Here is a 26981-nt window from a genome sequence, read left to right as displayed (position 1 = left end):
ACGGCCGGTGCTCCGGAGCATGGAGAGAGGACACGTGATGAGGCTTCGCGACGAACTTCCCGTCGACCACCGCCTGGCCCAGGTGTACCGGTACGGGGCCGGCCTGTGCGGTGTCATCCTGCTGGTGTTCGGCTGCCTGGGCTTCGCGGACCAGCTCAGCCCCTTTGACACGGAGGGAACCCGGATCGCGGGCATGTCGACCAACGGCCTCCTCAGCCTGGTTTCGGTCGTCGTGGGCCTGGTCCTGGTCGGCGGCGCCGTGGTTGGCGGCAACTTCGCCTCCACGCTCAATATGACGGTCGGGACGCTGTTCGTGCTGAGCGGCTTCTTCCACATCTTCGTCCTGGACCGACCCGCCAACATCCTCGACTTCGGCATCACCAACGTGATGTTCAGCTTCGTCATGGGGCTGGTCATCGCATCCTTCGGGATGTACGGGCGGGTGTCGAGCAAACTGCCGCACGACAACCCCTATTGGAGGCGTCGCCATGCCCGTGAGGCCGCCCTGGAGTCCCTGGCCGCACGACGCCGCTCCACCGTGACGGCACTGGCTCCCGCGCCCGTGGTCACGCGCGATCAGGACTGAGACCCGCCGGACCCGTGTGCTGTGTCGGGCCGCGAGGACTCCTTCGGGCTGGTCCTGGAGTGCTGGCCGAGCGCCTCCTCGCGCCGCGATCCGTTGCGGTCTCGGGGATACAGCAGCCTTCGGCTTGCGTCGTCTGAGACACACAGGACAACGGGCCCCGGACCGTGAGGCGTCCTGCGGCTGCCCGGTGTGGTGGCTGAAGTCCGCCCGCTGGCCCGTCTCCTCCGGTGCGCGATCGGCTGCTGCCGGGCCGCCGTTCTGGTCCGCCCGGCGCCGCCGCCAAGGGCGACTGCACGCCCGAGGGCACGGCGGTCACCACAGGGCGGCAGGGGCCGCGGTGGGTGGGAGGAGCTGGGGGGCGCTGGGGGATGCTGCACCGGGATGCCGTCGCCGCATCACGCTGTTATTTTCTGCCCTATGCACCTTTTGCGCATATATGTTGCGTGGCTTGGCTGAGCCGCGATGGGCATCCTCAAAGACCATCCGGAGCTGGCTCTCTTTCTCTGCCTCGCCCTCGGCTACCTCGCCGGGAAGCTGCGCGCGGGGCCGATCGCCCTGGGCGGTATCTGCGGCACCCTCATCGTGTCGCTCCTCATGGGCGCGTGGGCCAAGGTGCAGGTCTCCAGTGACGTGAAGACGGTCTTCTTCGCCCTGTTCATCTTCTCGCTCGGCTACCTCGCGGGCCCTCAGTTCTTCGCCAATCTCAACCGCCGGAGTCTGCGCTTCTTCACGCTGTGCCTGATTGAGCTGATCAGCGTGCTGGGCATCGCCTACGGACTGGCGAAGGCGTTCGGTCTGGATATCGGTACCGCTTCGGGCATCCTGGCCGGCGCCGCCACGGAGTCCGCGGTCGTGGGCACCGCCACCGAGGCCATCGGCAAGCTGAGCGACCTCACCCCGGCTCAGGTCACCGAGTACCAGGGGCACGTAGCCACCGCGTACACGGTGTGCTACCTGTTCGGCCTCATCACCATCGTCATCTACACCAGCCAGATCATGCCGATGATGATGCGCGTCAACCTGCGGGATGCCTCGCGGCAGCTGTGGGAGAAGATGCGCGGCGGCGCCGGTGAGCACGGTCTGGAGTCCGACGAGCGCGAGGCACTGCCGGGTCTGGTTGGGCGTACATATCTGGTGACGCTCGCCGACGGCCGCACCATCGGTGACCTGGAATCCTCGCTCGACGGCCGGGTCACCGTCGAGGCGGTGCGGCGCGGCAGCCGGATCCTGAACCCCGGACCGGACTTCGAGCTGACGCTGTCCGATCTGATTCTCGTCGTTGGGCGGCGGGCCAACACCATTGAGGCCGGCCGCGAGATCGGCCCCGAAACGCCCGGCATTCCGGGCCTGGGCTCACCGCTGGCGACCGCCCAGGTCGCGATGACGGAGAAGGCGGCCGACGGCCAGAGCATCGACCAGCTCCAGCGTGCCCACCCGCAGTTCATCAAGCAGGGCGTGTACATCACCGACGTGCTGCGCAACGACCAGCACCTGCCGGCGACCGGCGACACCGTGCTGCGGCGCGGCGACATCCTCACCCTGGTCGGCGCCCGGTCCGGGCTCGGCAGGCTCATCACCAAGATCGGCGCAGTGGTCAAGAACGACGCGACCGACTTCATCTACCTCGGCCTCGGCATCGTGTGCGGCTCGCTGCTCGGCCAGGTCGTCGTACGTGCCGGGGACATCCCCCTCTCGCTCGGCACCGGCGGCGGCTGTCTGATCTCGGGGCTGCTCTTCGGCTGGTTCCGCTCCCGCAAACAGACCTTCGGGGCTTTCCCGCCGCAGGCCGCGACGACCCTCAAGGACATGGGCCTCGCGATCTTCATCGCCTGCACGGGCCTGGTGTCCGGACCGCAGGCCGGGCCTCTGCTCAAGCAGTACGGAGTGCTGCTCCCGTTCGCGGGCATCGCGATGGTGTTGATCCCCGCCACGCTCTCCCTGGTCGTGGGGCGGCGGCTGCTGAAGATCGAGAAGCCGCTGCTCGTCGGCGCCATCGCGGGCCAGCAGTGCTCCACCCCCGCCATCACATCGATCACCCAGGTCGCGCAGAGCTCGGTGCCGATGCTCGGCTACACGATCACATACACCCTCTCGAACTTCCTTCTCCCGCTGACGGGCCCGGTGCTCGTCGGTGTTCTGGGGGCCTGACCATGACCGCCGGAGCCCAAGCATGATCGACTTCCTCAACCGGAACATCTTCCATCCGCATCCGGAACTGCTGGTATTCGTCACGGTCGCGCTCGGGTTCCTCCTGGGGAAGCTGCGCTTCAAGGCGATCGGGCTCGGGGCCGTCACCGGCTGCCTGATCGCTGGGCTCGTGCTCGGCGCTCAGCTCAGGGTCCCGATCGACGCGACGGTCAAGAACCTCTTCTTCACCATGTTCCTGTTCGCCCTCGGCTACCGGGTCGGCCCGCAGTTCTTCCGGGGCCTGAAGAAGGACGGCCTGCCCCAGGTCGTCAACTCCTTCATCGTGTGCGTCACCGGGCTGCTCGTGGCCTGGGGGCTCGCGACTGCGCTCGGCTACGGCCCGGGCCTCGGCGCGGGCCTGCTGGGCGGCGGCCTCACCCAGTCCGCTGTGATCGGCGTCGCGGGCGACGCCATCGCGAACCTGCCCGGTCTGTCCCCCGCCGAGGTCAAGGAGCAGTCCAACCTGGTCGCCATCGGGTACGCGGTGACCTACCCGCTCGGCACCATCTGCGCCGCGCTGCTGCTCGCCAGCATCCTGCCCCGCCTCTACCGCAGGGACCTGGCCGCCGAAAGCGCCCAGCTGGCCACAGAACTGGACGCGCCGGGCGACGCCCCGGACATCGGCGAGGGCTACTACGAGGTCGTGCTGCGCGCCTATACGGTGGAACGTCCCGACATCGTCGGCCGCACCATCGACGACTTCGAGGCTCAGCAGAAACACCTGGGCCGACGCATCTACATCACCGGGGTACGCCGAGACGGTTCCGTCCTCGAGCACGACCAGCAGACCGTGCTGCGGCACGGTGACGTGGTCGCGGTCAGTGCGATCCGGGGCGACCTCGTGACCTACGACGCCCGTACGCACGTGGGCGGCGAGGCCGACGACGTCGAACTGCTCGGCTACCGGACCGAGACTTTGCACGTGGTGGCCTCCGAGAAGGCCCAACTGGGCCGGACCATCGCGGAGTTGCGGGCCGAGCCGTTCATGGTGGGTGTCTACATCGACAAGCTGTACCGCTCGGGAGCCGCGTTCCCTTACCGCCTTTCCACCCCGATCGAGCGGGGCGACACCCTGATCCTGACGGGACCCGAGCGCCTGGTCGGGCCCGCGGGACGGGCGATCGGCAAACCGGTCCGCACGAGCTTCGCCACCGACATGGTCTGGGTGGGACTCGGCATTTTCCTCGGCGCCTGCCTGGGCATCCCGGCGCTGAAGGCGGGCGGCGTGCCCATCTCGCTGTCCACCTCGGGCGGTGCCCTCATCATGGGCCTGGTCTTTGGCTGGATCCGCGGTAAGTACCCGACCTACGGCAATGTGCCGCCCGGCGCCCAATGGTTCATGGACACGCTCGGGCTCTGTCTGTTCGTCGCGGTCGTCGGCATCAACGCCGGGCCCAGCTTCACCAGCGGGCTCTCCACGGCGGGCTGGAGTTTTCTGCTGTGGGGCATGGTCGTCACCCTGGTGCCGCTGCTCGTCGGATTCCTCGTGGGCCACTACATCCAGAAGATCCGGTTCCCCATCCTCATGGGCGTCCTGGCGGGAGGCGAGACCACCACGGCGGCGTTCGGCGCCATCAACGAAGCCGCCAAGTCGCAGATTCCGACGCTCGGTTACACCATCCCCTACGCCATGAGCAATGTGCTGCTGACGATCTGGGGCGCCGTCATCGTCATCCTCCACCACTAGGACACCCAGGAGCCACCGTGCCCAAGACCACCTTCACCCGCGAGGAGATCCAGTCCTACGCCCAGCTCTCGCCGTTCGAGCTGAAGGACAAGTTCATCCAGATCGCGCAGGCAACGCAGGCCGACGAGCCCGGCCAGAAGGAGAAGTCGGCCACACAGATGCTGAACGCCGGCCGCGGCAACCCCAACTGGGTCGCCACCGGGCCCCGCGAGGCCTTCCATGCGCTCGGCTACTTCGCCCTGTCGGAATCCCGCCGGGTGTGGACCGCAGACAACCTGGGCGGCATGCCCGAGCAGGTGGGCGCTGCCGAGCGTTTCGACGCGTATGTGCGTCAGCACCCGGACCTGCCCGGCATCGACCTCCTGCACAAGTGTGTCGCGTACGCCGTCGAGCGCTTCGGCTTCGACCGCGACGCGTTCGTCCACGAGCTGACCGACAGCTCGATCGGCGACAATTACCCAGTCCCCGACAGGATGCTGGTGCACGCCGAGCGGATCGTGCGCGGCTACCTCGCCGACGAGCTGTTCGACCGGCGCCCCCCGGCGGGGAACCTCTCCCTGTTCGCCACCGAGGGCGGCACGGCGGCCATGTGCTACATCTTCGACTCCTTGCTGAAGAACGGGATTCTGAAGAAGGGCGACCGTATCGCCCTGATGGTGCCCGTGTTCACGCCGTACGTGGAGATCCCCGAACTCGACACCTACGAGTTCGACGTGGTGTACGTCGAGGCGAGCCTGTTCACCGAGACCGGGGTGCGCGAGTGGCGCTACCCCGCCGAAGAGGTCGCCAAGCTCGCCGATCCTTCGGTCAAACTGGTCTGCCTGGTCAACCCTTCCAACCCACCGTCGCTCGCACTCAGCGACCGGGTAGCGGGCCAGCTGCGCGAGATCGTCGCCCGGGACAACCCGAACCTGCTGGTCGTCACCGACGACGTGTACGGCACGTTCGTGGAGGGCTTCCGCTCGATCGCGGCCGAGCTGCCCCGCAACACCCTGCTCGTCTACTCGTACTCCAAGCACTACGGCTGCACCGGACACCGGCTCGGTGTGATCGGGCTGCACGACGACAACGTGATCGACGAGATGATCGCCGCACTGCTGGCCGCCGAGAAGGAGCGCCTGAACAAGCGCTACGGCACGCTGAGCCTGGAACCGGAGAAGATCCGCTTCATCGACCGCCTCGTCGCCGACTCCCGCCAGGTCGCCCTCAACCACACCGCCGGGCTCTCGCTGCCACAGCAGGTGATGATGGTGCTGTTCTCGCTCTTCGACCTGCTCGACGAGGGCCAGGCCTACAAGCACCGCATCCGCGCCATCGTGCGCCAGCGGCTCGACCTCCTCCTGGAGGGGGCCCAGATGAGAATCTCCGACGATCCGAAACGAGCCGGGTACTACATCGAGCTCGATCTCCTCGCCGAGGCCGAACGCGTCCACGGCAAGGACTTCGCGGATTTCCTGGAGAAGAACTACGAGCCGGTCGACCCGCTGTTCCGCCTCGCCGAGCAGACCCGTGTCGTACTGCTCAACGGCGGCGGCTTCGAAGGGCCCGAGTGGTCGGTCCGGGTCTCGCTCGCCAACCTGGACGACCTCGACTACCTGAAGATCGGCCACCATCTGCGTGCGATCTTCAACGACTACGCCGAGGAATGGCGGACCTCGAAGAGCTGAATGACCGTTGTCGTTGCGAGACTGTGGGTGGCGCCTTCACTGGTGAGGCGTGGCAGGGGCGCCACCGTGGGGGCTTGTCGTGGCGTCGATGCACACCTGGGGAACGGAGAGCCCGGCGGCTGGACGTCGGGATGGCGTTCGTCAACGACTGCTCGCGAGGCGCCCTCGGCCCCCCCCTCCAGCGGCACCAAGCACAGAGGGCATGGCGGGCAGAGCCGGCCGCTGGACCGACTCAACGCGGTGGGTCGAGCACGTTGCGGATGTGGGTGGCAATGTGCAGATTGAGGCGCGTTTCGACGACGCCGAGGTCGTGGCCGGTGATCTCGCTGATGCGCTGCAGGCGGTAGCGGACCGTGCTGCGGTGGATGAGGAGCATCTCGGAGGTCGCGTCGTAGCTGCAGCCGCTCTCCAGGTAGTGCGAGAGTGTCGTTACCAGTTCGGTGTGGTGCTGGGCGTCGTAGTCCAGCAGCCGGCCGAGCCATACGTGGACGAAGAGGTCGGCTTCCCGCTCGCCTGCGCCGGTGCCCATCATGCGGCAGAGGCCTAGTTCGCGGAAGTCGGTGCTGCCGAATGGGTCCCGGGAACGGCGGCGGACGGCAAGGGCACGGATGGCTTCGTCGTAGGAGTGCGGCAGATCGGCGAGGACCTCGCACTGGCCGCCCACCCCGATCGCGCCTGCGCCGGTGCCGAGGCCCTCTGAGACGGCCTTGTACAGATCGTCTCCCGGGTCATGCGGGTCCTGCCCCGCCACCAGGACGACCGTGGTCGCGCCACGAGAGCCGACGAGCACGTCCCGATGCAACCGCTCCATCGCCCGTGTCACCGCGTCGCAGAGCGCGGCCCCCTCAGGTGCCCCCGGCCACTCCAGTACGGCGACTCTGTGCGGCCGGTGCAGGTCGTGGCCGAGGGCTGCGGCCTGGGTGAAGGCGTCCTTGGTCCCCACACCTGAGACCAGGCGGTCGACCAGGTCCCGGCGCAGCTGGGGCTCCAGCTCGGCCAGTCTGCGTTCGTGGAAGAGGAGGGGAGCCAGTACCCGAGCGGCCTGTTCGAGGGCCGATGCGTCCGCTTCCGTCGCCCGCTGGTGCGGATCATCCAGCACGACAACACCGAGCAGGTCTCCGGCCATCTCTATGGGCATGACCAGCCGGTTCCGGTCCCGGACTGCGCCGGGTTGGTGCCACGTGCGGTGCATCAGGGCGTCCCGGCGCCGGTTCTCCGACTCGGGGCGGGTTCCACCGCCGACGCCGCTCTGGGGGCCATCCTCGTCGGGGCCCGCCCGGGCGCGTGGGTTGCCGAAGCGGTCCTCGGTGAGGGCCGCGATTCCGGTGTGCTCGTGCAGGGTCTGGAGGATTCCCGTCTCACCCCTGCCCGAGACGGCGGCGTGGGAGAGCGCCTCGTGGGTGGCGAGCCGCGAGGCCAGGGCGGAGGCGCTTCTCCTGCCGTGGCCCACGGCGGGTGTGCGGTCCTCGGGCTCCGGCGGGTTTCCGGTATCGGACGTCTCGTCGGTCCGTGGCTTGTCCCGTGCCCCGGCGGCCGGCTCGCTCCGGTGCCTGGTGAGGAGCGCGAGGACTATCCCGGTCTGTTGGGCGAGCAGATCGGTCAGAGCGGTCTCCTCAGTCGAGGGTGTGGTCAGGGACCGGACGACGAGATAGCCGAGGCAGGTTTCCCGGTAACGCACTGCGATGGCCCGTATCCACAGTCCGCCCGGCCGGTGCAGATGCCGGCTGCGGCCGTCCAGAGAAGCGATCTGCCGGTCGAGCCGGTCGGCGGCCATCTGGTCGGCATCGGCCGCTTCAGCCTGGGCTTCAGGTTTCTGCGGCGCCTCATGGCCCGGCCGGGCGACCGCGGAGAACACCACCCGGGGTGGTGGGCAGCGCCGCGCCAGACCGTCGTGGACGGCGTACGCCGCTTCGGTGATGAAAGGGCCGGTGGCGACGATCGCTGCCATGCCACCCCACAGCACCTCGTGCTCGTCCTCACCGTCGAGCATGGCCGTTACCAGACGTAGCAGACCGTGGCGCGAGATCTCCGGCCGCGGGACGACGCAGCCGGGACCGGGGGGCGGAGGAGGAACAGCGTCCATCGCACGTCCAGTGGTGGCTCGACAGTGGCTTTCCCGCCTACACGCTACGCCGCTCGACACGCACTGCCACCGGGAGGCATGTGGCGTGGCTGTCCTCGGGGACTGGAAACGCGGCGCGGATTGGTCCTGCCGGGCCGAGGAAGTGCGCCGCGTGCGCTGCGAGGCTGCTAGGCGGGTGTGGCACGCCGTCCGTACCACTGGCTGCCCGCCGACCGGTCCACCGTCACGACGGAGGAGATTCCCATGGCGAAGGCAGTAGGCATCGATCTCGGCACCACCAACTCGGTCATCGCAGTCTGGGAAGGCGGTGAGCCCTCAGTCGTTCCGAATGCGGAGGGGGCGAGGACGACGCCGTCGGTGGTCGCCTTCTCCGACGACGGCCAGCGGCTGGTCGGGCAGCTCGCGCGGCGGCAGTCGATCCTCAACCCCAAGGGCACCATCACCTCCGCGAAGCGCTTTATCGGCCGTCGCTACGACGAGATCTCCGACGAGGCCAAGGCGGTCTCCTTCGACGTGGTCGAGGGGCCCGGCGGAGTGGCCCGTTTCGAGGTGCGGGGGAAGCAGTATGCGCCGGAGGAGATCAGCGCGCAGGTGCTGCGCAAGCTCGCGGACGACGCCGGGAAGTCGCTCGGCGAGAAGGTGACCGAGGCGGTCATCACCGTACCCGCCTACTTCAACGACGCCCAGCGCCAGGCCACCAAGGACGCCGGGAGGATCGCCGGCCTCGACGTGCTGCGGATCATCAACGAGCCCACCGCCGCTGCGCTGGCCTACGGGCTGGACAAGAAGGGCCACGAAACGGTGATGGTCTTCGACCTCGGAGGGGGCACGTTCGACGTCAGCCTGTTGGACGTCGGCGACGGTGTGGTGGAGGTTCGCGCTACGGCGGGCGACTCCCATCTGGGCGGCGACGACTTCGACCGCCGTCTGGTGGACCACCTGGCCGACGGCTTCCAGAAGGCCGAGGGCATTGACCTGCGCAAGGACCCGCAGGCTCTGCAGCGACTGTTCGAGGCGGCCGAGAAGGCGAAGACCGAGCTGAGTTCGGTCACTCAGACCCAGGTGAGCCTGCCGTTCATCACGGCGGATGCCTCCGGGCCGAAGCACCTCACCGAGACGGTCCGCCGCTCCACCTTCGAGCAGATCACCTCGGACCTGGTGGAGCGCTGCCTCGAACCGGTCAGGACGGCGATGGGCGACGCCAAGGTCACCGACAACGACATCGACGAGGTCATCCTCGTCGGCGGCTCGACCCGCATCCCGGCCGTGCAGAACCTGGTCCGTCGGCTGACCGGCGGCAAGGACCCGAACATGAGCGTCAACCCCGATGAGGTCGTGGCGCTGGGCGCCGCCGTCCAGGCCGGTGTCCTCAAGGGTGAGGTCAAGGACGTCCTGCTGCTGGACGTCACCCCGCTGTCGCTGGGCGTCGAGACCGCCGGCGGCGTGATGACCAAGATCATCGAGCGGAACACCACCATTCCCGCCCGCCGGTCCGAGACCTTTTCCACGGCTGAGGACAACCAGCCGGCCGTGGACATCGTCGTGCTCCAGGGCGAACGCGAACTGGCCGCCGACAACCGGGTGCTGGGGCGCTTCCGGTTGGAGAACCTGCGGCCGGCCCGGCGTGGGGAGACCCAGATCGAGGTCACCTTCGACATCGACGCCAACGGCATCCTCAAGGTCAGCGCCAAGGACCGGGACACCGGCGCCGAGCAGTCGATCACCATCAGTGAGGGCTCCAACCTCGACCCCTCCGAGGTCGAGCGGATGATCCACGAGGCCGAGAGCAACCGCACCAGCGACCTGGCCCTGCGTGAGGCCATCGATGCCCGCAACGAGCTCGACGCCGCCGCATACCAGGTGGAGCGCCGGTTGGAGGACCTCGGCGACACCGCTCCGGAGCACGAGCGCGCCCGCGCCCAACTGCTCATCGACGAGGCGCGTGCCGCCGTCCAGGAGGAGGCGCCCACGGAACGGTCTCGGAGCCTGGCCTCCGAACTCCAGCAGATCCACGCGGCGCTGGCCTCCCACGCCGCCGGACCGGGCGGAGCGGGGGATGGAACCCAGCCCGGCGCGGCGCCCGGCCCGGGTCCCGAGGGCGGATCCCCGAAGGGTGACGACGACGTCATCGACGCCGATTTCGACAAGAGCTGAGGGGGGCGACATGTCCGATCAGGAACAGACGCGTCCCGCAGAGGACCGCTCCCCTCCCGAGCCCGAGCAGACGCCGCCCGAGGGGATGCCCACAGCGCACACGATCCCGCGGGCCCCCGAAGCCGAGGAGACGGAGCAGGCGCCCCGCCCCTCCGAAATCGAGGAACTGGAGGATCGGTGGCGGCGAGCTCTCGCCGACCTCGACAACCTTCGCAAGCGCTACGCCCGTGAGCTTCCCCGGGAGCGGGAGGCCGAGCGGGCCAAGGTGGCCGCGGCGTTCCTCCCGGTCGTGGACAACCTCGAACTGGCCCTCGCCCATGCGGGAGCCGACGACCCTGGCTCGATCGTCAGCGGAGTCAGGGCGGTACGTGACCAGGCCGTCGAGGTGCTGCGCAGCCTCGGCTACCCCCGCCACGACGAGACCGGAGTCCCCTTCCACCCCGAGCAGCATGAGGTGGTGTCCGTGGTGGATGTACCAGATACCACAGCCGGCACCGTCGTCCAGGTGGTACGGCCTGGGTACGGCGAACCGGGCCACCAGCTGCGGCCGGCCGCGGTGGCGGTCAGCCGCAAGCAGGAGTGAGGCCCGCCATGGCAGACGACTACTACCAGGTGCTGGGCGTCCCTCGCACCGCCGACGCGGCCGAGATCCAGCAGGCGTTTCGTACCCTGGCCCGCCGCTACCACCCGGACGTCAACCGTGACCCGGCCGCAGAGGAGCGCTTCAAGCAGATCAACGAGGCGTACAGCGTGCTGTCCGACCCCGACACCCGGTCCCGCTACGACCGGTTCGGCCCCGACTTCCGGCAGATTCCGGAGGATTACGACGACCGCGTCGGGGCCGGTCAGGGCTTTGGCGGCGGAGCCGGCGCGCACCGGGGCAGTCCCTTCGGAGGCACCCAGGGCCGGGCGGGCGCCCGGACCTGGACGGAGACCGGCTTCGACGCCTCCGGCGTCGACTTCGAAGATCTCTTCGGAGGTATGTTCGGCGGCCGGGCCAGGGGGGCCGGGCGGGGCAGCCCGATCCCCGGCGCGGACCAGGAGGCCGAACTCACGCTCAGTGTGGAGGAGGCGTACCGCGGCGGCCGGCGGAAGGTCACCCTCGGCGGCCCCGGCGGTGAGCGCAGCTACGACGTCACCATCCCGGCCGGCGTCGTCGATGGGCAGCGCATTCGGCTGGCGGGGGAGGGAGGCCGGGGCCGCGGCCCGGGTTCCGCCGGAGATCTCTATCTGGTGGTCCGCATCGCCCCCCATCCCCGTTATCGGCTCGTCGGGCGCGATATCCACGTCGATCTGCCGGTTACCGCCTGGGAGGCAGCGCTGGGGGCGACGGTGCCGGTCTCCGGTCCGGGTGGGACGGCCAAGGTGCATGTGCCGCCCGGTACCTCCACCGGCCGTCGGCTGCGGCTGCGTGGCGAGGGGATGCCCGACCCCAAGGGTTCCCCCGGTCACCTCTACGCCGACATCCAGGTGATGGTGCCGCCCTCGCCCAGCCCGCGTGAGCGCGAGCTGTTCGAGGAACTGGCCGCCGTCTCCTCCTTCGACCCGAGGAAGTAGAGACATGAGGGCAGAACAGCGTTCTCCCGCCGCAGGCAGGGCCTATCCCCTGGTGCGGGTCTACCGAACCAGCCCCAGCCCTTATCAGCTTTCCCTGGCCTCAGTGGCCGGCAGGAGTGGACTGTCGCCCGAACTCGTCAGCCGCTTCGTCGCCCTCGGGCTGGTGGACGCCGAGCGTGATGCCCGGGGCCGGCTGTGGTTCCGGCCGAGCGCGCCGTCGGCCATCGCGCGGGTGCAGCGGCTGCGGATCGGACTGGGCCTCAACTACGCGGCCATCGGTGTCGTCCTGGACCTGCTGGACCGCATCGAACGCCTGGACATCGCACTGCGGCGCAGCGAACGAACCGCCAAGGAGCCCTCACCATGGACATGAACCGCCTCACCCAGAAGTCCCAGGAAGCGCTGCAGGAAGCGCAGAGCGTCGCGGTAAGGATGGGCCAGTCCGAGGTCGACGGGGAGCACCTGCTGCTGGCCCTGCTCGATCAGCAGGACGGCCTGACCACCCGTCTGCTGGCCGGTGCCGGCGCGGACCCGGCAGCCCTACGGGCCGCCGTCGAGGCCGATCTCGCCAAACGCCCGCGGACGACCGGTCCGGGAGCCGCCCCCGGCCAAGTGATGGTGACTCAGCGGTTGGCTCGACTGCTCGACACTGCGGAGCAGGAGGCCAAGCGACTCAAGGACGAGTACGTCTCCACCGAGCACCTGGTGCTGGCCCTGGTGGACGAGGGTTCGATCACCGCAGCCGGCCGGCGGCTCGGTGAACAGGGCGTCAGCAAGGACTCCTTCCTCGCCGCCCTCACCACCGTGCGCGGGAACCAACGGGTCACCTCCGCCACTCCTGAGGAAGCGTATGAGGCTCTCGACAAGTACGGGCGCGACCTCGTTGTCGAGGCCCGCAGTGGTCGCCTCGACCCGGTGATCGGGCGTGACGCGGAGATCCGGCGGGTGATCCAGATCCTCAGCCGCAAGAGCAAGAACAACCCGGTGCTGATCGGTGAGCCGGGCGTCGGCAAGACCGCCATCGTGGAGGGCCTGGCCCAGCGGATCGTGCGCGGCGACGTGCCGGAAGGGCTGCGGGACAAGACCGTGTTCTCGCTCGACATGGGCTCGCTGGTGGCCGGGGCGAAATACCGTGGCGAGTTCGAGGAGCGCCTCAAGGCCGTGCTGTCCGAGGTCAAGGGAGCCGAGGGCCGGATCCTGCTGTTCGTGGACGAGTTGCACACCGTCGTCGGGGCCGGCGCCGCCGAGGGCGCGATGGATGCGGGCAACATGCTCAAGCCGATGCTGGCGCGCGGCGAGCTGCACATGATCGGCGCCACCACGCTGGACGAGTACCGTAAGCACATCGAGTCCGACGCGGCCCTGGAACGCCGCTTCCAGACCGTCCAGGTGGACGAGCCGAGCGTCGAGGACGCGATCTCGATCCTGCGCGGCATTCGGGAGCGACTGGAGATCTTCCACGGCGTCAAGATCCAGGACGGCGCGCTGGTCGCCGCCGCCACGCTCAGCCACCGCTACATCAGCGACCGCTTCCTCCCGGACAAGGCCATCGACCTGGTCGACGAGGCCTGCGCGCGGCTGCGGACCGAGATCGACTCCATGCCCGCCGAACTCGACGAACTCACCCGCCGTGCCACCCGGCTGGAGATCGAGGAGGCCGCGCTGGACCAGGAGACCGACCCGGCCAGCCGCGCCCGCCTGGAGGACCTCCGGCGTGAACTTGCCGACCTGCGGGCCGAGGTGGATGCCAAGCACGCCCAGTGGGAGGCCGAACGCCAGGCCATCCGCAAGGTCCAGGAACTGCGCCAGGAACTGGAACGCGCCCGGCAGGAGGCCGAGCAGGCCGAACGCGCCTACGATCTCAACCGGGCCGCCCAGTTGCGCTACGGAACCGTCAGCGAACTGGAGCGCCGGCTGGCCGCCGAGGAGGAGCGGCTCGCCCACAAGCAGGGCGAGAGCCGGCTGCTGCGCGAGGTGGTGACCGCCGAGGAGATCGCCGAGATCGTCTCCGCGTGGACCGGCATCCCCGTCACCCGGCTCCAGGAGGGCGAGCGGCAGAAGCTCCTCAAGCTGGACGAGATCCTGCGCGAGCGGGTCGTGGGCCAGGACGAGGCCGTCCAGCTCGTCGCCGACGCGGTGATCCGGGCCCGCTCCGGGGTGCGGGACCCGCGCCGGCCGATCGGCTCGTTCATCTTCCTCGGTCCGACCGGCGTCGGGAAGACCGAGCTGGCCAAGACGCTGGCCGCCGCGTTGTTCGACAGCGAGAGCAACATGATCCGCCTCGACATGAGCGAGTACCAGGAACGGCACACCGTCAGTCGCCTGGTGGGCGCGCCCCCCGGATACGTGGGCTACGAGGAGGGCGGTCAGCTCACCGAGGCGGTGCGTCGCAAGCCGTACTCGGTCGTCCTGTTCGACGAGATCGAGAAGGCGCACGCCGACGTCTTCAACACGCTGCTCCAGGTGCTGGACGACGGCAGGATCACCGACGCGCAGGGCCGTACCGTCGACTTCCGCAACACCGTCATCATCATGACCTCGAACCTGGGCTCCCAGTACCTGCTCCAGGACGCCACCCAGGCCGGCGAGATCAAGCCTGAGGTGCGGGACCTGGTGATGGGCGAACTCAACGGCCACTTCCGGCCCGAGTTCCTCAACCGGGTGGACGACGTCGTGCTCTTCCACCCGCTCGGCATCGCGCAGATCGAGCGCATCGTGGACCTGCTGCTGGAGGACCTGCGCCACCGCCTCGCCGAGCAGCGGATCGACCTGGTGCTCACCGAGGACGCCCGACGGCTGATCGCGGCCGAGGGTTACGACCCGGTCTACGGCGCCCGGCCGCTGCGCCGCTTCATCGCGCACGAGGTCGAGACCAGGATCGGCCGGGCGTTGCTCGGCGGCGAGGCACGCGAAGGCGTGACCATCCTGGTCGATGCCGCGGGGGCCGAACTGACCGTCACCCTCCAGGACGAGCCGCGGGAGCGGTCATGAGCACTTCTCCACAAGGCCGCGCCGCCCGCACGGGCCCTGACGGCACTACCGACGGCGCCGGGGCCTCGCTGCGGACGGTCGCCTGCGCCAACTGCGGCCGGACCAACCGGATACCCGCCGCGGCGGAGGGCAGCCCGCGCTGCGGACACTGCCGGGCCCCGCTGCCGTGGATCGCCGAAGCGGGCGACGCCGACTTCGGGGAGATCGCCGAGCAGGCGAGCCTGCCCGTGCTGGTCGACCTCTGGGCCACCTGGTGCGGTCCCTGCCGCATGGTGAGCCCGGCCCTCGAACGGGTTGCCGAAGATCTGGCCGGCCGGATCAAACTGGTGAAGATCGACATCGACAAGTCCCCGTCCCTGGCGCGGCGGTTCGAGGTCCAAGCCGTACCCACCCTGCTGATCCTCGACCATGGCAGGCCCGTCGCCCGCAAGACCGGAGCCGCGCCGGCCAACGCGCTGCGCCAGTGGGTCGACGAGTCACTCTCGGCGCCTGGCGGACCAGCCGACCCCATCTCCCGGAGGCCCCGATGACCAGCCTTCCCGACCCGCACCTGTCCATGGTCCGGCCCGTGGCGCCCAGAACACCGCAGGGCTGTGAGGACTGCCTGCGCACGGGGACGCCGTGGGTGCACCTGCGCCTGTGCCTCACCTGCGGCCACGTCGGCTGCTGTGACTCCTCGCCGATGCGGCACGCCCGCGCTCACGCGGCGACCGACGGGCACCCGATCGTCCGGTCGTTCGAACCCGGCGAGGGCTGGCGATGGTGTTTCGTGCACGAGGCGATGGTCTGAACCCGACAAAGTCGCCCGGCGCTTGTTCCAGCGCTGTCGCCTCCGCATCCGCTTCCGCCGCCGTCCTCCTCCTCTGCCTTGGTTCCACCGAAAGGAGTGAGTTGTGCCGACGCCCACGCCAACAGCCGACGTCTACGGGGCTTATCCGCTGCTGTCCGACGACCAGATCGCGATCCTGAGATCTTGCGGACAGGTGCGGCCGGTCCGCGAGGGGGAACAGCTGTTCCGGGCGGGCGACCCCAGCGAAGAGTTCTTCGTCGTCCTCAGCGGCACGGTGGCCGTGGTGGAAGGCCACGGCGACCGAGAGCAAGTCGTCCACGTGCACGATGCGCACAGCTTCCTCGGTGAACTCGGCGTACTGGAAGGCCAGGCCGCCTTCTTCAGCGCGGTGGTGAGAACACCCGGCGAGGTTCTCGCAGTGGGTTCGGCCGCCCTGCGCGACCTGCTCAGCCGAGAACCCGCGCTCGGCGACGTGATCCTGCGGGCCTACCTGCTGCGCCGCACGATGCTGGCCGGCGCGGGCACGGGCTTCCGAATCATCGGCTCCGCCTTTTCCCCCGACACCCGGCGGCTGCTGGCCTTCGCCGCCCGCAACCGCCTCCCGCACCGCTGGGCCGATCTGGAGAAGGACACCGAGGCTGAGGCGCTGCTGAGACGCCTTGGCATCGCTCCGCAGGACACTCCGATCGTCGTCTGGCACGACTACCGGGTCCTGCGCAATCCCTCCAACATCGAGCTCGCCCAGGTGATCGGGCTGCGGACCGAGACCGTCACCAGAGCCGTCTGCGACCTGATGGTGGTCGGTGCGGGCCCCGGGGGGCTGGCCGCAGCCGTGTACGGCGCTTCCGAGGGGCTGTCCACCGTCGTCCTGGATGCGGTGGCGACCGGCGGTCAGGCCGGTACGTCCTCCCGGATCGAGAACTACCTCGGTTTCCCCGCGGGGATCTCCGGCATGGAGCTCGCCGAACGCGCCGTCGTGCAAGCCACGCGGTTCGGCGCCCGGATCACCGTCCCCGCCGAGGCCGCCGGCCTCGCACAGAGCGAGGGGACCAACCTGGTGCGGCTCGCCGACGGCAGCACGGTCTGCGCCAACAACGTGGTAGTGGCCACTGGCGCCCGCTACCGACGGCTGACCGCCCTCGGCGTCGAGCGGTTCGAGGGACTGGGAATTCACTACGCCGCCACCCTCTGGGAGGCACGGACTTGCCGCCTGGACACGGTAGCCGTCGTCGGCGGCGGCAACTCTGCCGGCCAAGCAGCCCTGTTCATGGCGCAACAGTCGCCCGCCGTGCATCTGCTGGTCCGCGGCGGAGACCTGGGGCACAACATGTCCCGCTATCTGATTGACCGGATCGAGCGGCACCCCCGGATCCACGTCCACCTGCATACCGAGGTCCGGGAGGTCACCGGCGAGGACCGGGTCGAGTCCCTCGTCATCGAGGACAACCGCACCCGCGAGCAGGCGTTGCTGGCAGCCCGTGCACTATTCGTCTTCATCGGCGCGCGCCCAGCCACCTCCTGGCTCGCCGGCGCCGTCACCCTGGACCGGAACGGCTTCATTCCGACAGGGCAGGACGTGGCCCAGGTGGCAGCCGACCTCTGGAAGCCCCTGGGCCGCGCCCCACTCGCCCTGGAGACCGACCTGCCAGGAGTCTTCGCCATCGGCGACGTCCGTAGCGGCTCGGTCAAGCGAGTGGCCTCCGCGGTGGGCGAAGGCGCCATGGCGGTCCGCCTGGCACACGAGCACCTCGGGGAGGTGAGACCAACCGCCGTCCGATGACCTCAGCCGCCCGCCACACCGAGAAGGTGAATGAGATGCCAGTCATGGGAGTTCCCAAGTTCGAACGCTTCTTCCGCGCAGCCGCCGGCCTCGACGTCAACAAGAACGATCTCAAGCGCTACAACGAGTTCGTGGACGCCAAGCTCTACGACCTCTTTGTCATCGGCACGGCCAATGCCAAGGCCAACGACCGCGACATCATCGAGCCGCAGGATCTCCCCGTCACCAAAGGCCTGCAGGAGAGTATCCACGCCTTCAAGAAGTTGGATGAGGGCATAGAACTGCGCCCGCTGCTCGACCAGCTTGCCGCCCGCCCCGCGCTCGGCATGGAAGCCGCCGAGGACACCCGGCAGCGGCTGCCCGTCCTGGCCGGCGGCCTGAGCGTCGCCCTCGCCCGTGCCCTCAAAATCATCGCCCGCGACACCCGCCACCCCTCCACGGACCAGTGGGACGAGGCCTTCGAACTCTTCGACCTTCTGATCTGAGCGGGACGGTCCAGGCCGACGTCTCCACCGGCCTGCCGGGCCCTCGCGTGTAGCGGAGACGACCGGGCGTCGCGGACGCCTCCGCCGCGGACGCTGTCCGCCTCATCCAGTGGTCCTGCGGCACGGGCGGCAACGCGCAGTTCCAGCGGCGCCCCGCGTAGGGGAGGCGGCGCCGGCGCGTCAGCGGGGATGCGACGTCGTACGGCGTGGCCGCCTGGCCGTGGTCCTCAGGGGCGGCTCGGCGGAGCGCACGTGTTCCTGAGCGGCAGGACCAACACCTACACGGTCGTCAACGAGCTCAGCGGCAAGTGCCTCGACGTGTCCGGGGCTTCCACGGCCAACGGTGCTGCCGTCATCCAGTACACCTGCAACGGCAACACCAACCAGCAGTTGACCCTCAACCCCGTCGTGGCACTGGGCAACGGCGAGGACCACCAACTCGTCGCCGTCCACAGCGGCAAGTGCGTCGACGTCAGCAACGTCTCGACCACGGCCGGGTCGCTGATCCACCAGTGGACCTGCGACCCGGCAAGCGCCCTCAGCACCAAGAAGAACCAGATCTGGCGGTTGCAGGGCATGGGCTGACACCCGCGCGTCAGGCGGTGGTGGTGCAGGGGGAGCCGTTGAGGCTGAACAGGGTGGGGAGGGAGGTGTTGCCGGTGTGGGTGGCCTGGAAACCGAAGGAGCTGGAGGCGCCGGGGGACAACGTGCCGTTGTAGCCGAGGTTGGTGGCGGTGACCTCGCCGGTGGCACGGGTGAGGGAGGCGTTCCAGCCACTCGTCACGGTTTGGCCGGCGGGCAGGGTGAAGGCCAGGGACCAACCGTTGATCGTGGTCGAGCCGGTGTTGGTGATGGTGATGTCCTCGGTCAGGCCGTTGTTCCAGGCGTTGACCGCGCCGGTCACCTTGCACGAGGCACCTGGGGTGGGGGAGGGGCCGGCGCCGAGGGCGGTGGCAGATGCGGTGTAGGCGGGCTTCGGCCGGTAGTTGGCGTCGTACAGGGTGGCAGCTCCGTAGCCGGGGAACGTGCCGGGGATCCAGGAGTCCGCGTCGCCGACGCCCCACTGGGTGATGCCCACGCAACCTGTAACGGCCAGACAGGTTTTGATCACGGTGGAGTAGTCGCTCGCCTGCTGGGCGAGACCGGCCGTGGTTGCCGGGAGTTGGATGCGGTCGTCGAGTTCGGTGATCGCGACGTTGACGCCGAGCGCGGTGAACCGCTGGAGGTTGGCCTTGAAGGTCGAGGGGACCTGGCCGAGGACGAAGTGGGCTTGGAAACCGACGCCGTCCAGCGGGACGCCCTGGCTCTTCAGCGACTTCACCAGGTTGTACATGGCGTCGCTCTTCGGGTTCTGGCCCTCGATGTTGTAGTCGTTCAGGTACAGCTTGGCGTTCGGGTCGGCGGCGTGTGCGGTGCGCAGGGCGTCGGCGACGAAGCCGCTGCCCATGGCGTTGTAGAAGGCGTCGGTGCGGAAGCTCCCATCCTCGTTGAAGGGCTCGTTCACCACGTCCCAGGCGTAGGGCCTGCCCTTGTAGTGAGCCACCTCGTGGGTGATGTGGTTCTCCATCGCGGCCTTCACCTGCGGGGCGGGCAGACTGCTGACCCAGGACGGGAGTTGGCTGTGCCAGACCAGAGTGTGGCCGCGCAGCTTCATCGAGTGGGCCAGGGCGAAGGAGACGATCCTGTCGGCGGGGGCGAAGTTGAAGCTGCCCTGCGAGGGTTCGGTGGTGTCCCACTTCATCTCGTTGCCGGGAGTGAGCATGCCGAACTGGGTGCCGGCGACGGCGGTGAGCGCGGAGTTGTTGAGGTCGCCCTGCGTCATGGCGGTACCGAAGTAGATGCCCTTCGACGCGGCGAGCGAGCGTAGGGTGCTGTCCGCCGCGCCGGCCTGCCCGGTGGGGAGCAGGGTGGCGGCGGCCAGGGCTGCGGCGGTGGTGACTGCGGCGGCGCCGAAGGCGCGCCGGGCCTCTCTGGGGCGGGGGGTGCGGAGCGTCCGGACTGACACCGGCGTGGTCCTTTCTCTGGGAGGGAAGAGACGGACGTGCGGTGGGACATGGAACGCGGACCGTACGGAGAGAGTGGGCGAAAGTTTCGGCCCCTCCGCCGATTCAGTCGGTGACCTTAGGGCCGCCGTGATGCACCGTCAACCGTTCCGGACGAGGTCGGTGGCGGGGCGGTGCTGCTCCGCTCGACGAGGCTGGTGGCCAGGTCCACCCGCAGGGTGCCGGGCCGGGTGCCTCGGGCGAGGTCGATCACCATGCGGGTGGCGACCTCGGCCATCTCGGTCAGCGGCTGGCGGACGGTGGTGAGCGGAGGACCGACCCAGCGGGCCAGCGGCAGGTCGTCGAAGCCCACCACGCTGAGGTCCTCGGGGATGCGCAACCCCAGCTCCCGGGCGGCCTCGTAGAGCCCGAGGGCCTGCAGGTCGTTCCCCGCGAAGACGGCGGTCGGCCGGTCGGGCAGGCTCAGCAGGTCCAGTCCGATTCGGCGGCCGGCCTCGTGGTGGAAGTCGCCGTCGCGGACCAGTTCCGGGTCGTACGCGATGCCTGCCATGTCCAGGGCCGCCCGGTAGCCGTCGGCCCGGGCCCGGCTGCACATCATCCGGCCCGGCCCGCCGAGCAGGGCGATCCGGCGGTGGCCGAGACCGAGCAGGTGCCGGGTGGCCGCCAGGCCGCCGTCCCAGTTGGTGGTGCCGACGGCCGGCACCCCCTGTCCGGGGTCTCCCGCCGGGTCCATCACCACGAACGGGATGTCGCGGCCGGCCAGTTGTTCCTGCTGGGAGCGGTCCAGGCCGGACAGGACGAGGAGTACGCCCGCGGGGCGACGGGCGAGCACTCCGTCCACCCAGGACTGGCCTGGCGTGAGGCGCCCGGAGGACTCCGAGAGGACGATGCTCAGCCCCTCCTCGCGCGCCACGTTCTCGACGCCGCGGATCACCTCCATCGCCCAGACGCTTTCCAATTCGTGGAAGACCAGTTCCAGCAGCGGGCTGCTCTGGACGCTGCGCCGACGTCGGTAGCCGTGTCGGCGCAGCAGCTCCTCGACCCGGTCCCGGGTGCCCTGGGCGACGTCGGCTCGGCCGTTGAGGACTTTCGAAACAGTCGGGGCGGAGACACCCGCCTCTCGCGCGATCTCGGCGAGCGTCGCGGCTCTGGTCACGGACTCCTCCTGAACTGCCCTGCTGGGCCAATGTGGTTGCGGGTGGCAGACGGCACGGATGGTAGCCGGTCGCTCGGCTGGGGCGGATCCCGTCGGACCCCTTGACTGGCGCCGGGGGCGGTCCTAGCTTTCCTGCAACATTCGGCACGTACTTCGAAACATTCGATGATGGGCAGGGTATGGGATCGAGATTCGCCGCGATCACCGCGGCCACCGCACTCGTCCTCGGCACGACCGCCGCGTGCGGAGCGGGTGGCGCCTCCTCCGGCGCGGGCTCCGGGACGATCCACGTCATGGTCTACGGCGATGCCACCAACAAGGTCGAGAAGCAGATCGCCGAGACCTTCAACAAGACCTCCAAGGTCAAGGTGGTGCTCGACACCGTCCCCGGCGCGGACTACCAGCAGAAGCTGCAGACCGTCATCAACACCCCGCAGGCGCCGGACGTCTTCTTCAACTGGGGCGGCGGCTCCATCAAGCCGTTCGTCAAGGGCGGCCTGCTGCTCCCGCTCGACGCCTTCATAGCCAAGGACCCGGGCCTCAAGAGCAACTTCCTGCCGACGGTGTTCAACTCGGCTGTCCTGGACGGAGAGCCGTACGGCGTCCCGATGCGCGGCACCCAGCCGGTGCTGCTGTTCCACAACAAGAAGGTGCTGGCCGAAGCCGGTCTGACCCCGCCCCGGACCTGGCAGGAACTGGTCGCCGCCACCAAGACGCTGAAGGCCAAGGGCAAAACCCCGATCGCTCTCGGCGGCGCCGACCAGTGGCCCACCCTGATGTGGTTCGAGTACCTCTACGACCGGATCGGCGGGCCCGGCCTGTTCCAGCGGGCGGTGAACGGCGACAAGGCGGCCTGGGCGAGCGGGGACAGCCGCAAGGCACTCGCCACCCTCAAGGAACTGGTCGACTCCGGGGCGTTCGGTGGCAACTTCGACTCCGTCAAGTTCACCGACGGCGGTTCCCCGGCGCTGGTGGCCAGGGGCAGAGCCGCCTTCGAGCTGATGGGCTCCTGGTACTACTCCACCCAGCAGGACGCCAACCCGGACTTCGCCAAGTCCGACCTCGGCTACAGCGGCTTCCCCACGGTCAGCGGCGGCAAGGGCGACCCGGCCGACGTCGTCGGCAACCCCAACAACTTCTACTCGGTGCTGAAGAAGACCAAGCACCCGGAAGCCGCCGCCGCGTTCCTGAAACTCATGTACACCGAGGAGTTCGTCAAGGCCCAGCTCGCCATAGGCAACCTGCCGACCACCGTCAACACCCCGAACTTCCTCAGCTCTTCGGCCAGCCCCGAGTACTCCAAGTACCAGTACGAGCTGGTCAAGGCGGCCCCCTCGTTCCAGCTCTCCTGGGACCAGGCGTACCCGCAGAGCGCGTCCACGCAGCTGCACACTGCCGTCCAGCAGTTCTTCGACGGCAAGCTCGACGCCGACGGCTTCATCAAGGCCATGCAGTCCTTGCCCGCCTCATGACGCGTGCCCCGAGGTCCGGTACGGGCGTGACCCGCCCGGGCTTCGCCTGGGCGGCGCCCGCCGCGGTGTTCTTCCTGCTGTTCGCGATCGCGCCGCTGGTCATGGTCGCCGTGCTCTCCTTCACAAGCTGGGACGGCATCACCGAACCCCACTTCAACGGCCTGGACAACTGGGCGGCGCTGATCCACGACCCGGTGATGGCCCAGTCGGTCGGGACGACCCTGCTGCTCACCGCCCTCGGCGTGCTCACCCAGACGCCGGTCAGCATCCTGCTCGGTGTCTGGGCCGCCGGTCATCAGCGCAACCGGGCCGTCCTGTCGGCGGTCTACTTCGTACCACTGCTCCTGTCGGCGACCGCCGTGTCCGTGGTGTGGCGGGCCGTCCTGGACCCGAACTTCGGCGTGCCTTCCCAACTCACCTGGCTGTTCGGCGACGGCAACCTGCTCGGCAGCCGCGGTGGCGCGCTCGCGGTGCTCACCTTCGTGGGGGTGTGGCAGTTCACCCCGCTGCACGCACTGATCTACCAGGGCGGTGCCCGTGCCGTCCCCCAGGTCCTCTACCAGGCCGCCGCGGTCGACGGGGCCGGCACCGTCCGGCAGTTCTTCCACATCACCCTGCCGCAACTGCGCAACACCATCATCACCTCGATGGTGCTGATGGTGGTCGGCGGACTCACCACCTTCGACACCGTGCTCATCCTCACCCAGGGCGGCCCCGGCACCGACACCACCGTCAGTGCCTTCTACATGTACCAAAAGGGCTTCAAGAGCTACGACTTCGGTGCCGCGTCTGCCATCGCGCTGGTTCTGGTGATCGTCGCTACCCTGATCTCCCTGGCCGTGGTCAAGTTCTCCGGCTACGACCGGATGCGCGGCACCGCGGAGGGCCTGTGATGCGCGGCCGACCCAACTACCTCGCCGGCTTTGGATCGTTGATCTGGCTGCTGCTCGTCGGTCTGCCGCTGTACGTGCTGCTGCTCGCCACCTTGCGCACGCGCGCCGACTACTCCACCGAGGGCCCGCTCGGCCTGCCCGCGCACTGGACCCTGCGGAACTACCTCACCGACCTGTCCAACGGCTTCGGACGGGACTTCCTCAACACCCTGACCGTCACCGCCAGCGTGGTCGCCCTCGTTCTGCTGGTCGTCCCGCCGCTCGCATACGCCATCGTCCGGGCCCGGGGCCGCGCCACCGGCTGGGTGTTCCGGCTGTTCCTGCTCGGCCTGGCGATCCCCGCCCAGGCCGTGATCGTGCCGATGTTCTACCTGATCAGCAAGGCGGGACTCTACGACCGTCTGATCGGCGTCATCCTGCCGACCGCCGCCTTCTGTCTCCCGGTCTGCACCCTGATCCTCACCGGCGCGATGCGCGACATCAGCCCCGAGCTGTACGAGGCGATGGCGATGGACGGAGCCTCTCCGGGCCGGGTCTTCCGTCAACTGGTGCTGCCCCTGTCCAAGGGGGGCCTGTCCTCCATCGTGGTCTTCGCCGCCCTCCAGGCGTGGAACGGCTTCCTGTTCCCGCTCGTCCTCACCCAGTCCGACTCCACCAAGGTCATCACGCTCGGGCTGTACGAGTTCCAGACAGAACACGGCGTCGACGTACCCGGACTCCTCAGTGCCGTGGTGCTGTCCATGCTTCCCATCCTCGTCGTCTACCTGTTCGCCCGCCGCGCCCTGGTCCAGGGCCTGATGGGTGTGGGAGGAAAATGAGCGCCACCCTGCCGTCCGGCGTTCCCGCCTGGCGGGACACCACGCTCACCCCGGAGGCCCGGGCCGATGCGCTGATCGCGGCCATGACCCTGCGGGAGAAGACCGCCCAGCTGATCGGCGTCTGGGTCGGTGCCAGCGACGAGGGCGGCGAAGTCGCCCCGCACCAAAACGAGATGGAGGCTCCGCCCGACCTCGATACGCTGCTGCCGTACGGGATGGGCCAGTTGACCCGCCCCTTCGGCACCGCACCGGTCGACCCGGCGCTCGGCGCTCTCTCCCTGATGCGCACCCAGCGCCGGATCGCCGACGCCAACCGCTTCGGCATCCCCGCCCTGGCCCATGAGGAGTGCCTGGCCGGCTTCGCCGCCTGGGGCGCCACCGCCTACCCCGTGCCCCTCTCCTGGGGTGCCGCCTTCAACCCACCACTGGTGCGGCGGATGGCCGCCGCGATCGGCCGCGACATGAGGGCCGTGGGCGCGCACCAGGGCCTCGCGCCGGTCCTCGACGTGGTGCGCGACGCCCGCTGGGGACGGGTCGAGGAAACCATCGGCGAGGACCCGTACCTGGTCGGCACCATCGCCACGGCCTACGTCCAGGGTCTGGAGTCGGCCGGGATCGTAGCCACCCTCAAGCACTTCGCCGGGTACTCGGCATCCCGCGCCGGACGCAACCTCGCTCCCGTCTCCATGGGCCCACGCGAACGCGCCGACGTCATTCTGCCGCCGTTCGAGATGGCCGTTCGCGAAGGCCGCCCCCGCTCCGTCATGCACGCCTACACCGACACGGACGGCATCCCCAGCGCCGCCGACGAAGCCCTGCTCACCGGACTGCTCCGGGACACCTGGGGCTTCACCGGGACGGTGGTCGCCGACTACTTCGGCATCGCCTTCCTAGCAACCCTGCACGGTGTCGCCGAGGACTGGTCGCAAGCCGCCGCCCTGGCCCTCACCAGCGGCGTCGACACCGAACTGCCGACCGTCAAGACCTACGGGCAGCCCCTGCTCGACGCCGTCGCCACCGGGCTCGTCCCGGAGCGGCTGATCGACCGGGCGCTGCACCGGGTGCTCGTCCAGAAGGCCCAACTCGGCCTGCTGGACCCGGACTGGGACCCCATGCCCGACGTCCTCACCGACATCGACCCGAGCGAACCGGAGGCGCTGCGCGGCACCGTCGACCTCGACCCGGCCGCCAACCGGGCCCTCGCCGCCGAACTCGCGGAACAGGCCGTGGTACTGCTGCGCAACGACGGCCTGCTGCCGCTGCGCCGTCCCCCCCGGATCGCTCTGATCGGCCCCAACGCCGACGAACCCACCGCCGTGCTCGGCTGCTATGCCTTCCCGGTGCACGTGGGCGGACAGCACCCGAAGGCGCCGCTCGGCATCGAACTCCCCACCCTGCGCGAGGCGTTGTTGGCCGAGTTCACCGGAAGCGAGGTGCGGACGGTGCGCGGCGTGGCCATCGACGGCCAGGACACCGGCGACATCCCGGAGGCGGTCCGCGCCGCTCGGCAGGCCGACGTGGTGGTGCTGGCCCTCGGCGACCGGGCGGGCCTGTTCGGCCGGGGCACCAGTGGTGAGGGATGCGATGCCGAATCGCTTCAACTGCCCGGTGTTCAGTCGCAATTACTCGACGCCCTGCTGGACTGCGGCACTCCGATCGTGGTCACCCTGCTGGCCGGGCGGCCGTACGCGCTGGGACGCGCGGTGAGCGAGGCCGCGGCGATCGTCCAGTGCTTCTTCCCCGGCGAGGCGGGCACACAGGCGGTGGCCGGCGTTCTGAGCGGCCGGGTCAACCCGTCCGGGCGGCTACCGGTCAGCGTCCCCGCGCACCCCGGTGTGCAGCCGTCGACGTACCTCGCCGCGCGGCTGGCCCGGGCGAGCGGTGTCTCCAGCATCGACCCGACACCCGCCTACGGTTTCGGACACGGGCTCGGCTACAGCGATTTCATCTGGTCGGGGCTGGCGGTCGGTGTCGACGAGACCGATACCGACGGCGAGTTCCGGCTCGCCTTCGAACTGCGCAACGTCTCCGGCCGGGCGGGCAGCGAGGTGGTACAGCTCTACCTGCACGACCCGGTGGCGAGCGTGGTGCAGCCCGTGCAGCGGCTGATCGGCTACCGGCGGATCGACCTGGCCGCGGGCGCCGGGTGCCGGATAGAACTGGCAGTCCCCGCCGACCTGGCCTCCTTCACCGGGCGCGGCGGCAGCCGGATCGTCGAACCGGGTGCCCTGGAGCTACGCATCGCCGCCTCCAGCACCGATGCCCACTTCGCCGTACCGCTGCGCTTGACCGGCCCGGTCCGCCCGCTCGACCACACCCGCCGCCTCCACCCGACCATCACCGCGCGGGCTCTGCCCACGGCCGAAACCCGGTGTGTGCCCATGAGTTGAACGCGGCGGCCCGGGCGGGGTGGGGCTGTCGCTCGGCAATAGCTCCACCTTGCGCATGCGGGCGGCCGAGCAGGCCCGCACGTCCTCGAAGTCCTCGGTGCGCGGCGACTTGAAGTCGAAGTGCCGGGGCCCTCGTATCCGGCCGACTCCAGCGGGACGACACTGGTCCACGGACTGCGCCACGACACCGCCCCCCGGCAACTGCTCCAGGGCGCCTACGACGGCGCCGCCCACGCCCTGCTCGCCGCCCTGGACAGCGCGTTGCGCCCGGGCGGCACGGAC

General features: G+C 69.5%; 21 protein-coding genes. 18 read left to right on the top strand and 3 right to left on the bottom strand.

Features of this window, described 5'->3' with window-relative positions; translation table 11 throughout:
* Positions 1 to 37 precede the first annotated feature (37 nt).
* From DT019_RS21115 to DT019_RS21100, 4 genes are all read left to right on the top strand, one after another.
* Positions 38 to 586 (top strand): DUF4383 domain-containing protein, encoded by a 549-nt coding sequence (locus DT019_RS21115; protein ID WP_114038436.1) that lies wholly within the window; start codon positions 38 to 40, stop codon positions 584 to 586.
* Between the two features lie 462 nt (positions 587 to 1048).
* Positions 1049 to 2734, top strand: a complete 1686-nt coding sequence (gene aspT, locus DT019_RS21110; RefSeq protein ID WP_114038435.1) for an aspartate-alanine antiporter — start codon at positions 1049 to 1051, stop codon at positions 2732 to 2734.
* A 22-nt stretch (positions 2735 to 2756) separates the two neighbouring features.
* Positions 2757 to 4460 (top strand): aspartate-alanine antiporter, encoded by a 1704-nt coding sequence (gene aspT, locus DT019_RS21105; RefSeq protein ID WP_114038434.1) that lies wholly within the window; start codon positions 2757 to 2759, stop codon positions 4458 to 4460.
* Between the two features lie 17 nt (positions 4461 to 4477).
* A complete protein-coding gene (locus DT019_RS21100; protein WP_114038433.1) occupies positions 4478 to 6127 on the top strand; it encodes a bifunctional aspartate transaminase/aspartate 4-decarboxylase in 1650 nt (549 codons plus the stop codon).
* A 232-nt stretch (positions 6128 to 6359) separates the two neighbouring features.
* Here the strand turns inward: DT019_RS21100 and DT019_RS21095 are convergent, their stop codons facing one another.
* Positions 6360 to 8117 (bottom strand): helix-turn-helix domain-containing protein, encoded by a 1758-nt coding sequence (locus tag DT019_RS21095; protein WP_114038432.1) that lies wholly within the window; start codon positions 8115 to 8117, stop codon positions 6360 to 6362.
* A gap of 336 nt (positions 8118 to 8453) precedes the next feature.
* Between DT019_RS21095 and dnaK the strand changes: the two genes are divergently transcribed.
* From dnaK to DT019_RS21045, 10 genes are all read left to right on the top strand, one after another.
* On the top strand, positions 8454 to 10364 hold the full coding sequence (dnaK, locus tag DT019_RS21090) for a molecular chaperone DnaK (RefSeq protein WP_114038431.1): 1911 nt from the start codon (positions 8454 to 8456) through the stop codon (positions 10362 to 10364).
* A gap of 85 nt (positions 10365 to 10449) precedes the next feature.
* On the top strand, positions 10450 to 10947 hold the full coding sequence (locus DT019_RS21085) for a nucleotide exchange factor GrpE (protein ID WP_114038578.1): 498 nt from the start codon (positions 10450 to 10452) through the stop codon (positions 10945 to 10947).
* A gap of 8 nt (positions 10948 to 10955) precedes the next feature.
* Positions 10956 to 11921 carry a DnaJ C-terminal domain-containing protein gene (locus DT019_RS21080; protein WP_114038430.1) on the top strand — a complete coding sequence of 322 codons (966 nt, stop codon included), beginning with the start codon at positions 10956 to 10958 and terminating at the stop codon, positions 11919 to 11921.
* A 4-nt stretch (positions 11922 to 11925) separates the two neighbouring features.
* Complete coding sequence (locus DT019_RS21075; protein ID WP_114038429.1) at positions 11926 to 12294, top strand: chaperone modulator CbpM; 369 nt, start codon at positions 11926 to 11928, stop codon at positions 12292 to 12294.
* Complete coding sequence (gene clpB, locus DT019_RS21070) at positions 12285 to 14912, top strand: ATP-dependent chaperone ClpB (protein WP_114038428.1); 2628 nt, start codon at positions 12285 to 12287, stop codon at positions 14910 to 14912. Before DT019_RS21075 ends, clpB begins: the two co-directional genes overlap by 10 nt.
* Entirely contained in the window at positions 14909 to 15442 is a 534-nt protein-coding gene (trxA, locus tag DT019_RS21065) for a thioredoxin (RefSeq protein WP_114038427.1), read from the top strand. The genes clpB and trxA overlap by 4 nt, the downstream gene beginning before the upstream one ends.
* Positions 15439 to 15702, top strand: a complete 264-nt coding sequence (locus tag DT019_RS21060; protein WP_114038426.1) for a UBP-type zinc finger domain-containing protein — start codon at positions 15439 to 15441, stop codon at positions 15700 to 15702. The genes trxA and DT019_RS21060 overlap by 4 nt, the downstream gene beginning before the upstream one ends.
* A 103-nt stretch (positions 15703 to 15805) precedes the next feature.
* Positions 15806 to 17482, top strand: a complete 1677-nt coding sequence (locus DT019_RS21055; protein WP_223279684.1) for an FAD-dependent oxidoreductase — start codon at positions 15806 to 15808, stop codon at positions 17480 to 17482.
* Complete coding sequence (locus DT019_RS21050; protein WP_223279683.1) at positions 17479 to 17967, top strand: DUF1931 family protein; 489 nt, start codon at positions 17479 to 17481, stop codon at positions 17965 to 17967. Before DT019_RS21055 ends, DT019_RS21050 begins: the two co-directional genes overlap by 4 nt.
* Before the next feature lie 252 nt (positions 17968 to 18219).
* On the top strand, positions 18220 to 18552 hold the full coding sequence (locus DT019_RS21045; RefSeq protein ID WP_223279682.1) for an RICIN domain-containing protein: 333 nt from the start codon (positions 18220 to 18222) through the stop codon (positions 18550 to 18552).
* Positions 18553 to 18562: 10 nt separating this feature from the next.
* Here DT019_RS21045 and DT019_RS21040 read toward each other — a convergent pair whose 3' ends face one another.
* Entirely contained in the window at positions 18563 to 19972 is a 1410-nt protein-coding gene (locus tag DT019_RS21040) for an endo-1,4-beta-xylanase (RefSeq protein WP_114038425.1), read from the bottom strand.
* 116 nt (positions 19973 to 20088) lie between these two features.
* Positions 20089 to 21126: a LacI family DNA-binding transcriptional regulator gene (locus DT019_RS21035; RefSeq protein ID WP_223279681.1), complete on the bottom strand. Its 1038-nt coding sequence runs from the start codon at positions 21124 to 21126 to the stop codon at positions 20089 to 20091.
* A 179-nt stretch (positions 21127 to 21305) separates the two neighbouring features.
* Here DT019_RS21035 and DT019_RS21030 point away from each other — a divergent pair, with 179 nt between their 5' ends.
* Genes DT019_RS21030 through DT019_RS21015 form a run of 4 tightly spaced genes read left to right on the top strand, consistent with a single transcriptional unit; the run spans position 21306 to position 26699 of the window.
* Positions 21306 to 22598, top strand: a complete 1293-nt coding sequence (locus DT019_RS21030) for an ABC transporter substrate-binding protein (protein WP_114038423.1) — start codon at positions 21306 to 21308, stop codon at positions 22596 to 22598.
* Positions 22595 to 23491 carry a carbohydrate ABC transporter permease gene (locus DT019_RS21025; RefSeq protein WP_114038422.1) on the top strand — a complete coding sequence of 299 codons (897 nt, stop codon included), beginning with the start codon at positions 22595 to 22597 and terminating at the stop codon, positions 23489 to 23491. The genes DT019_RS21030 and DT019_RS21025 overlap by 4 nt, the downstream gene beginning before the upstream one ends.
* A complete protein-coding gene (locus DT019_RS21020; RefSeq protein WP_114038421.1) occupies positions 23491 to 24309 on the top strand; it encodes a carbohydrate ABC transporter permease in 819 nt (272 codons plus the stop codon). The genes DT019_RS21025 and DT019_RS21020 overlap by 1 nt, the downstream gene beginning before the upstream one ends.
* On the top strand, positions 24306 to 26699 hold the full coding sequence (locus tag DT019_RS21015; RefSeq protein ID WP_114038420.1) for a beta-glucosidase family protein: 2394 nt from the start codon (positions 24306 to 24308) through the stop codon (positions 26697 to 26699). The genes DT019_RS21020 and DT019_RS21015 overlap by 4 nt, the downstream gene beginning before the upstream one ends.
* Positions 26700 to 26981: the final 282 nt, after the last annotated feature.

The organism is Streptomyces sp. SDr-06, from assembly GCF_003324565.1.
Taxonomy (GTDB): Bacteria; Actinomycetota; Actinomycetes; order Streptomycetales; family Streptomycetaceae; genus Streptomyces.
The sequence above is the reverse complement of the archived record's forward strand: the minus strand, read 5'-3'. Positions and strand labels throughout refer to the sequence as shown.

Excerpts from the sequence above, each read along its gene's own strand:
- DT019_RS21115 (WP_114038436.1), top strand. The coding sequence starts at position 38 with ATGAGGCTTCGCGACGAACTTCCCGTCGACCACCGCCTGGCCCAGGTG.
- DT019_RS21015 (WP_114038420.1), top strand. The coding sequence starts at position 24,306 with ATGAGCGCCACCCTGCCGTCCGGCGTTCCCGCCTGGCGGGACACCACG.
- DT019_RS21030 (WP_114038423.1), top strand. The coding sequence starts at position 21,306 with ATGGGATCGAGATTCGCCGCGATCACCGCGGCCACCGCACTCGTCCTC.
- DT019_RS21085 (WP_114038578.1), top strand. The coding sequence starts at position 10,450 with ATGCCCACAGCGCACACGATCCCGCGGGCCCCCGAAGCCGAGGAGACG.
- DT019_RS21095 (WP_114038432.1), bottom strand. The coding sequence starts at position 8,117 with ATGCTCGACGGTGAGGACGAGCACGAGGTGCTGTGGGGTGGCATGGCA.
- DT019_RS21050 (WP_223279683.1), top strand. The coding sequence starts at position 17,479 with ATGACCTCAGCCGCCCGCCACACCGAGAAGGTGAATGAGATGCCAGTC.
- DT019_RS21060 (WP_114038426.1), top strand. The coding sequence starts at position 15,439 with ATGACCAGCCTTCCCGACCCGCACCTGTCCATGGTCCGGCCCGTGGCG.
- dnaK (WP_114038431.1), top strand. The coding sequence starts at position 8,454 with ATGGCGAAGGCAGTAGGCATCGATCTCGGCACCACCAACTCGGTCATC.
- DT019_RS21025 (WP_114038422.1), top strand. The coding sequence starts at position 22,595 with ATGACGCGTGCCCCGAGGTCCGGTACGGGCGTGACCCGCCCGGGCTTC.
- aspT (WP_114038435.1), top strand. The coding sequence starts at position 1,049 with ATGGGCATCCTCAAAGACCATCCGGAGCTGGCTCTCTTTCTCTGCCTC.
- DT019_RS21080 (WP_114038430.1), top strand. The coding sequence starts at position 10,956 with ATGGCAGACGACTACTACCAGGTGCTGGGCGTCCCTCGCACCGCCGAC.
- DT019_RS21020 (WP_114038421.1), top strand. The coding sequence starts at position 23,491 with ATGCGCGGCCGACCCAACTACCTCGCCGGCTTTGGATCGTTGATCTGG.
- trxA (WP_114038427.1), top strand. The coding sequence starts at position 14,909 with ATGAGCACTTCTCCACAAGGCCGCGCCGCCCGCACGGGCCCTGACGGC.
- aspT (WP_114038434.1), top strand. The coding sequence starts at position 2,757 with ATGATCGACTTCCTCAACCGGAACATCTTCCATCCGCATCCGGAACTG.
- clpB (WP_114038428.1), top strand. The coding sequence starts at position 12,285 with ATGGACATGAACCGCCTCACCCAGAAGTCCCAGGAAGCGCTGCAGGAA.
- DT019_RS21075 (WP_114038429.1), top strand. The coding sequence starts at position 11,926 with ATGAGGGCAGAACAGCGTTCTCCCGCCGCAGGCAGGGCCTATCCCCTG.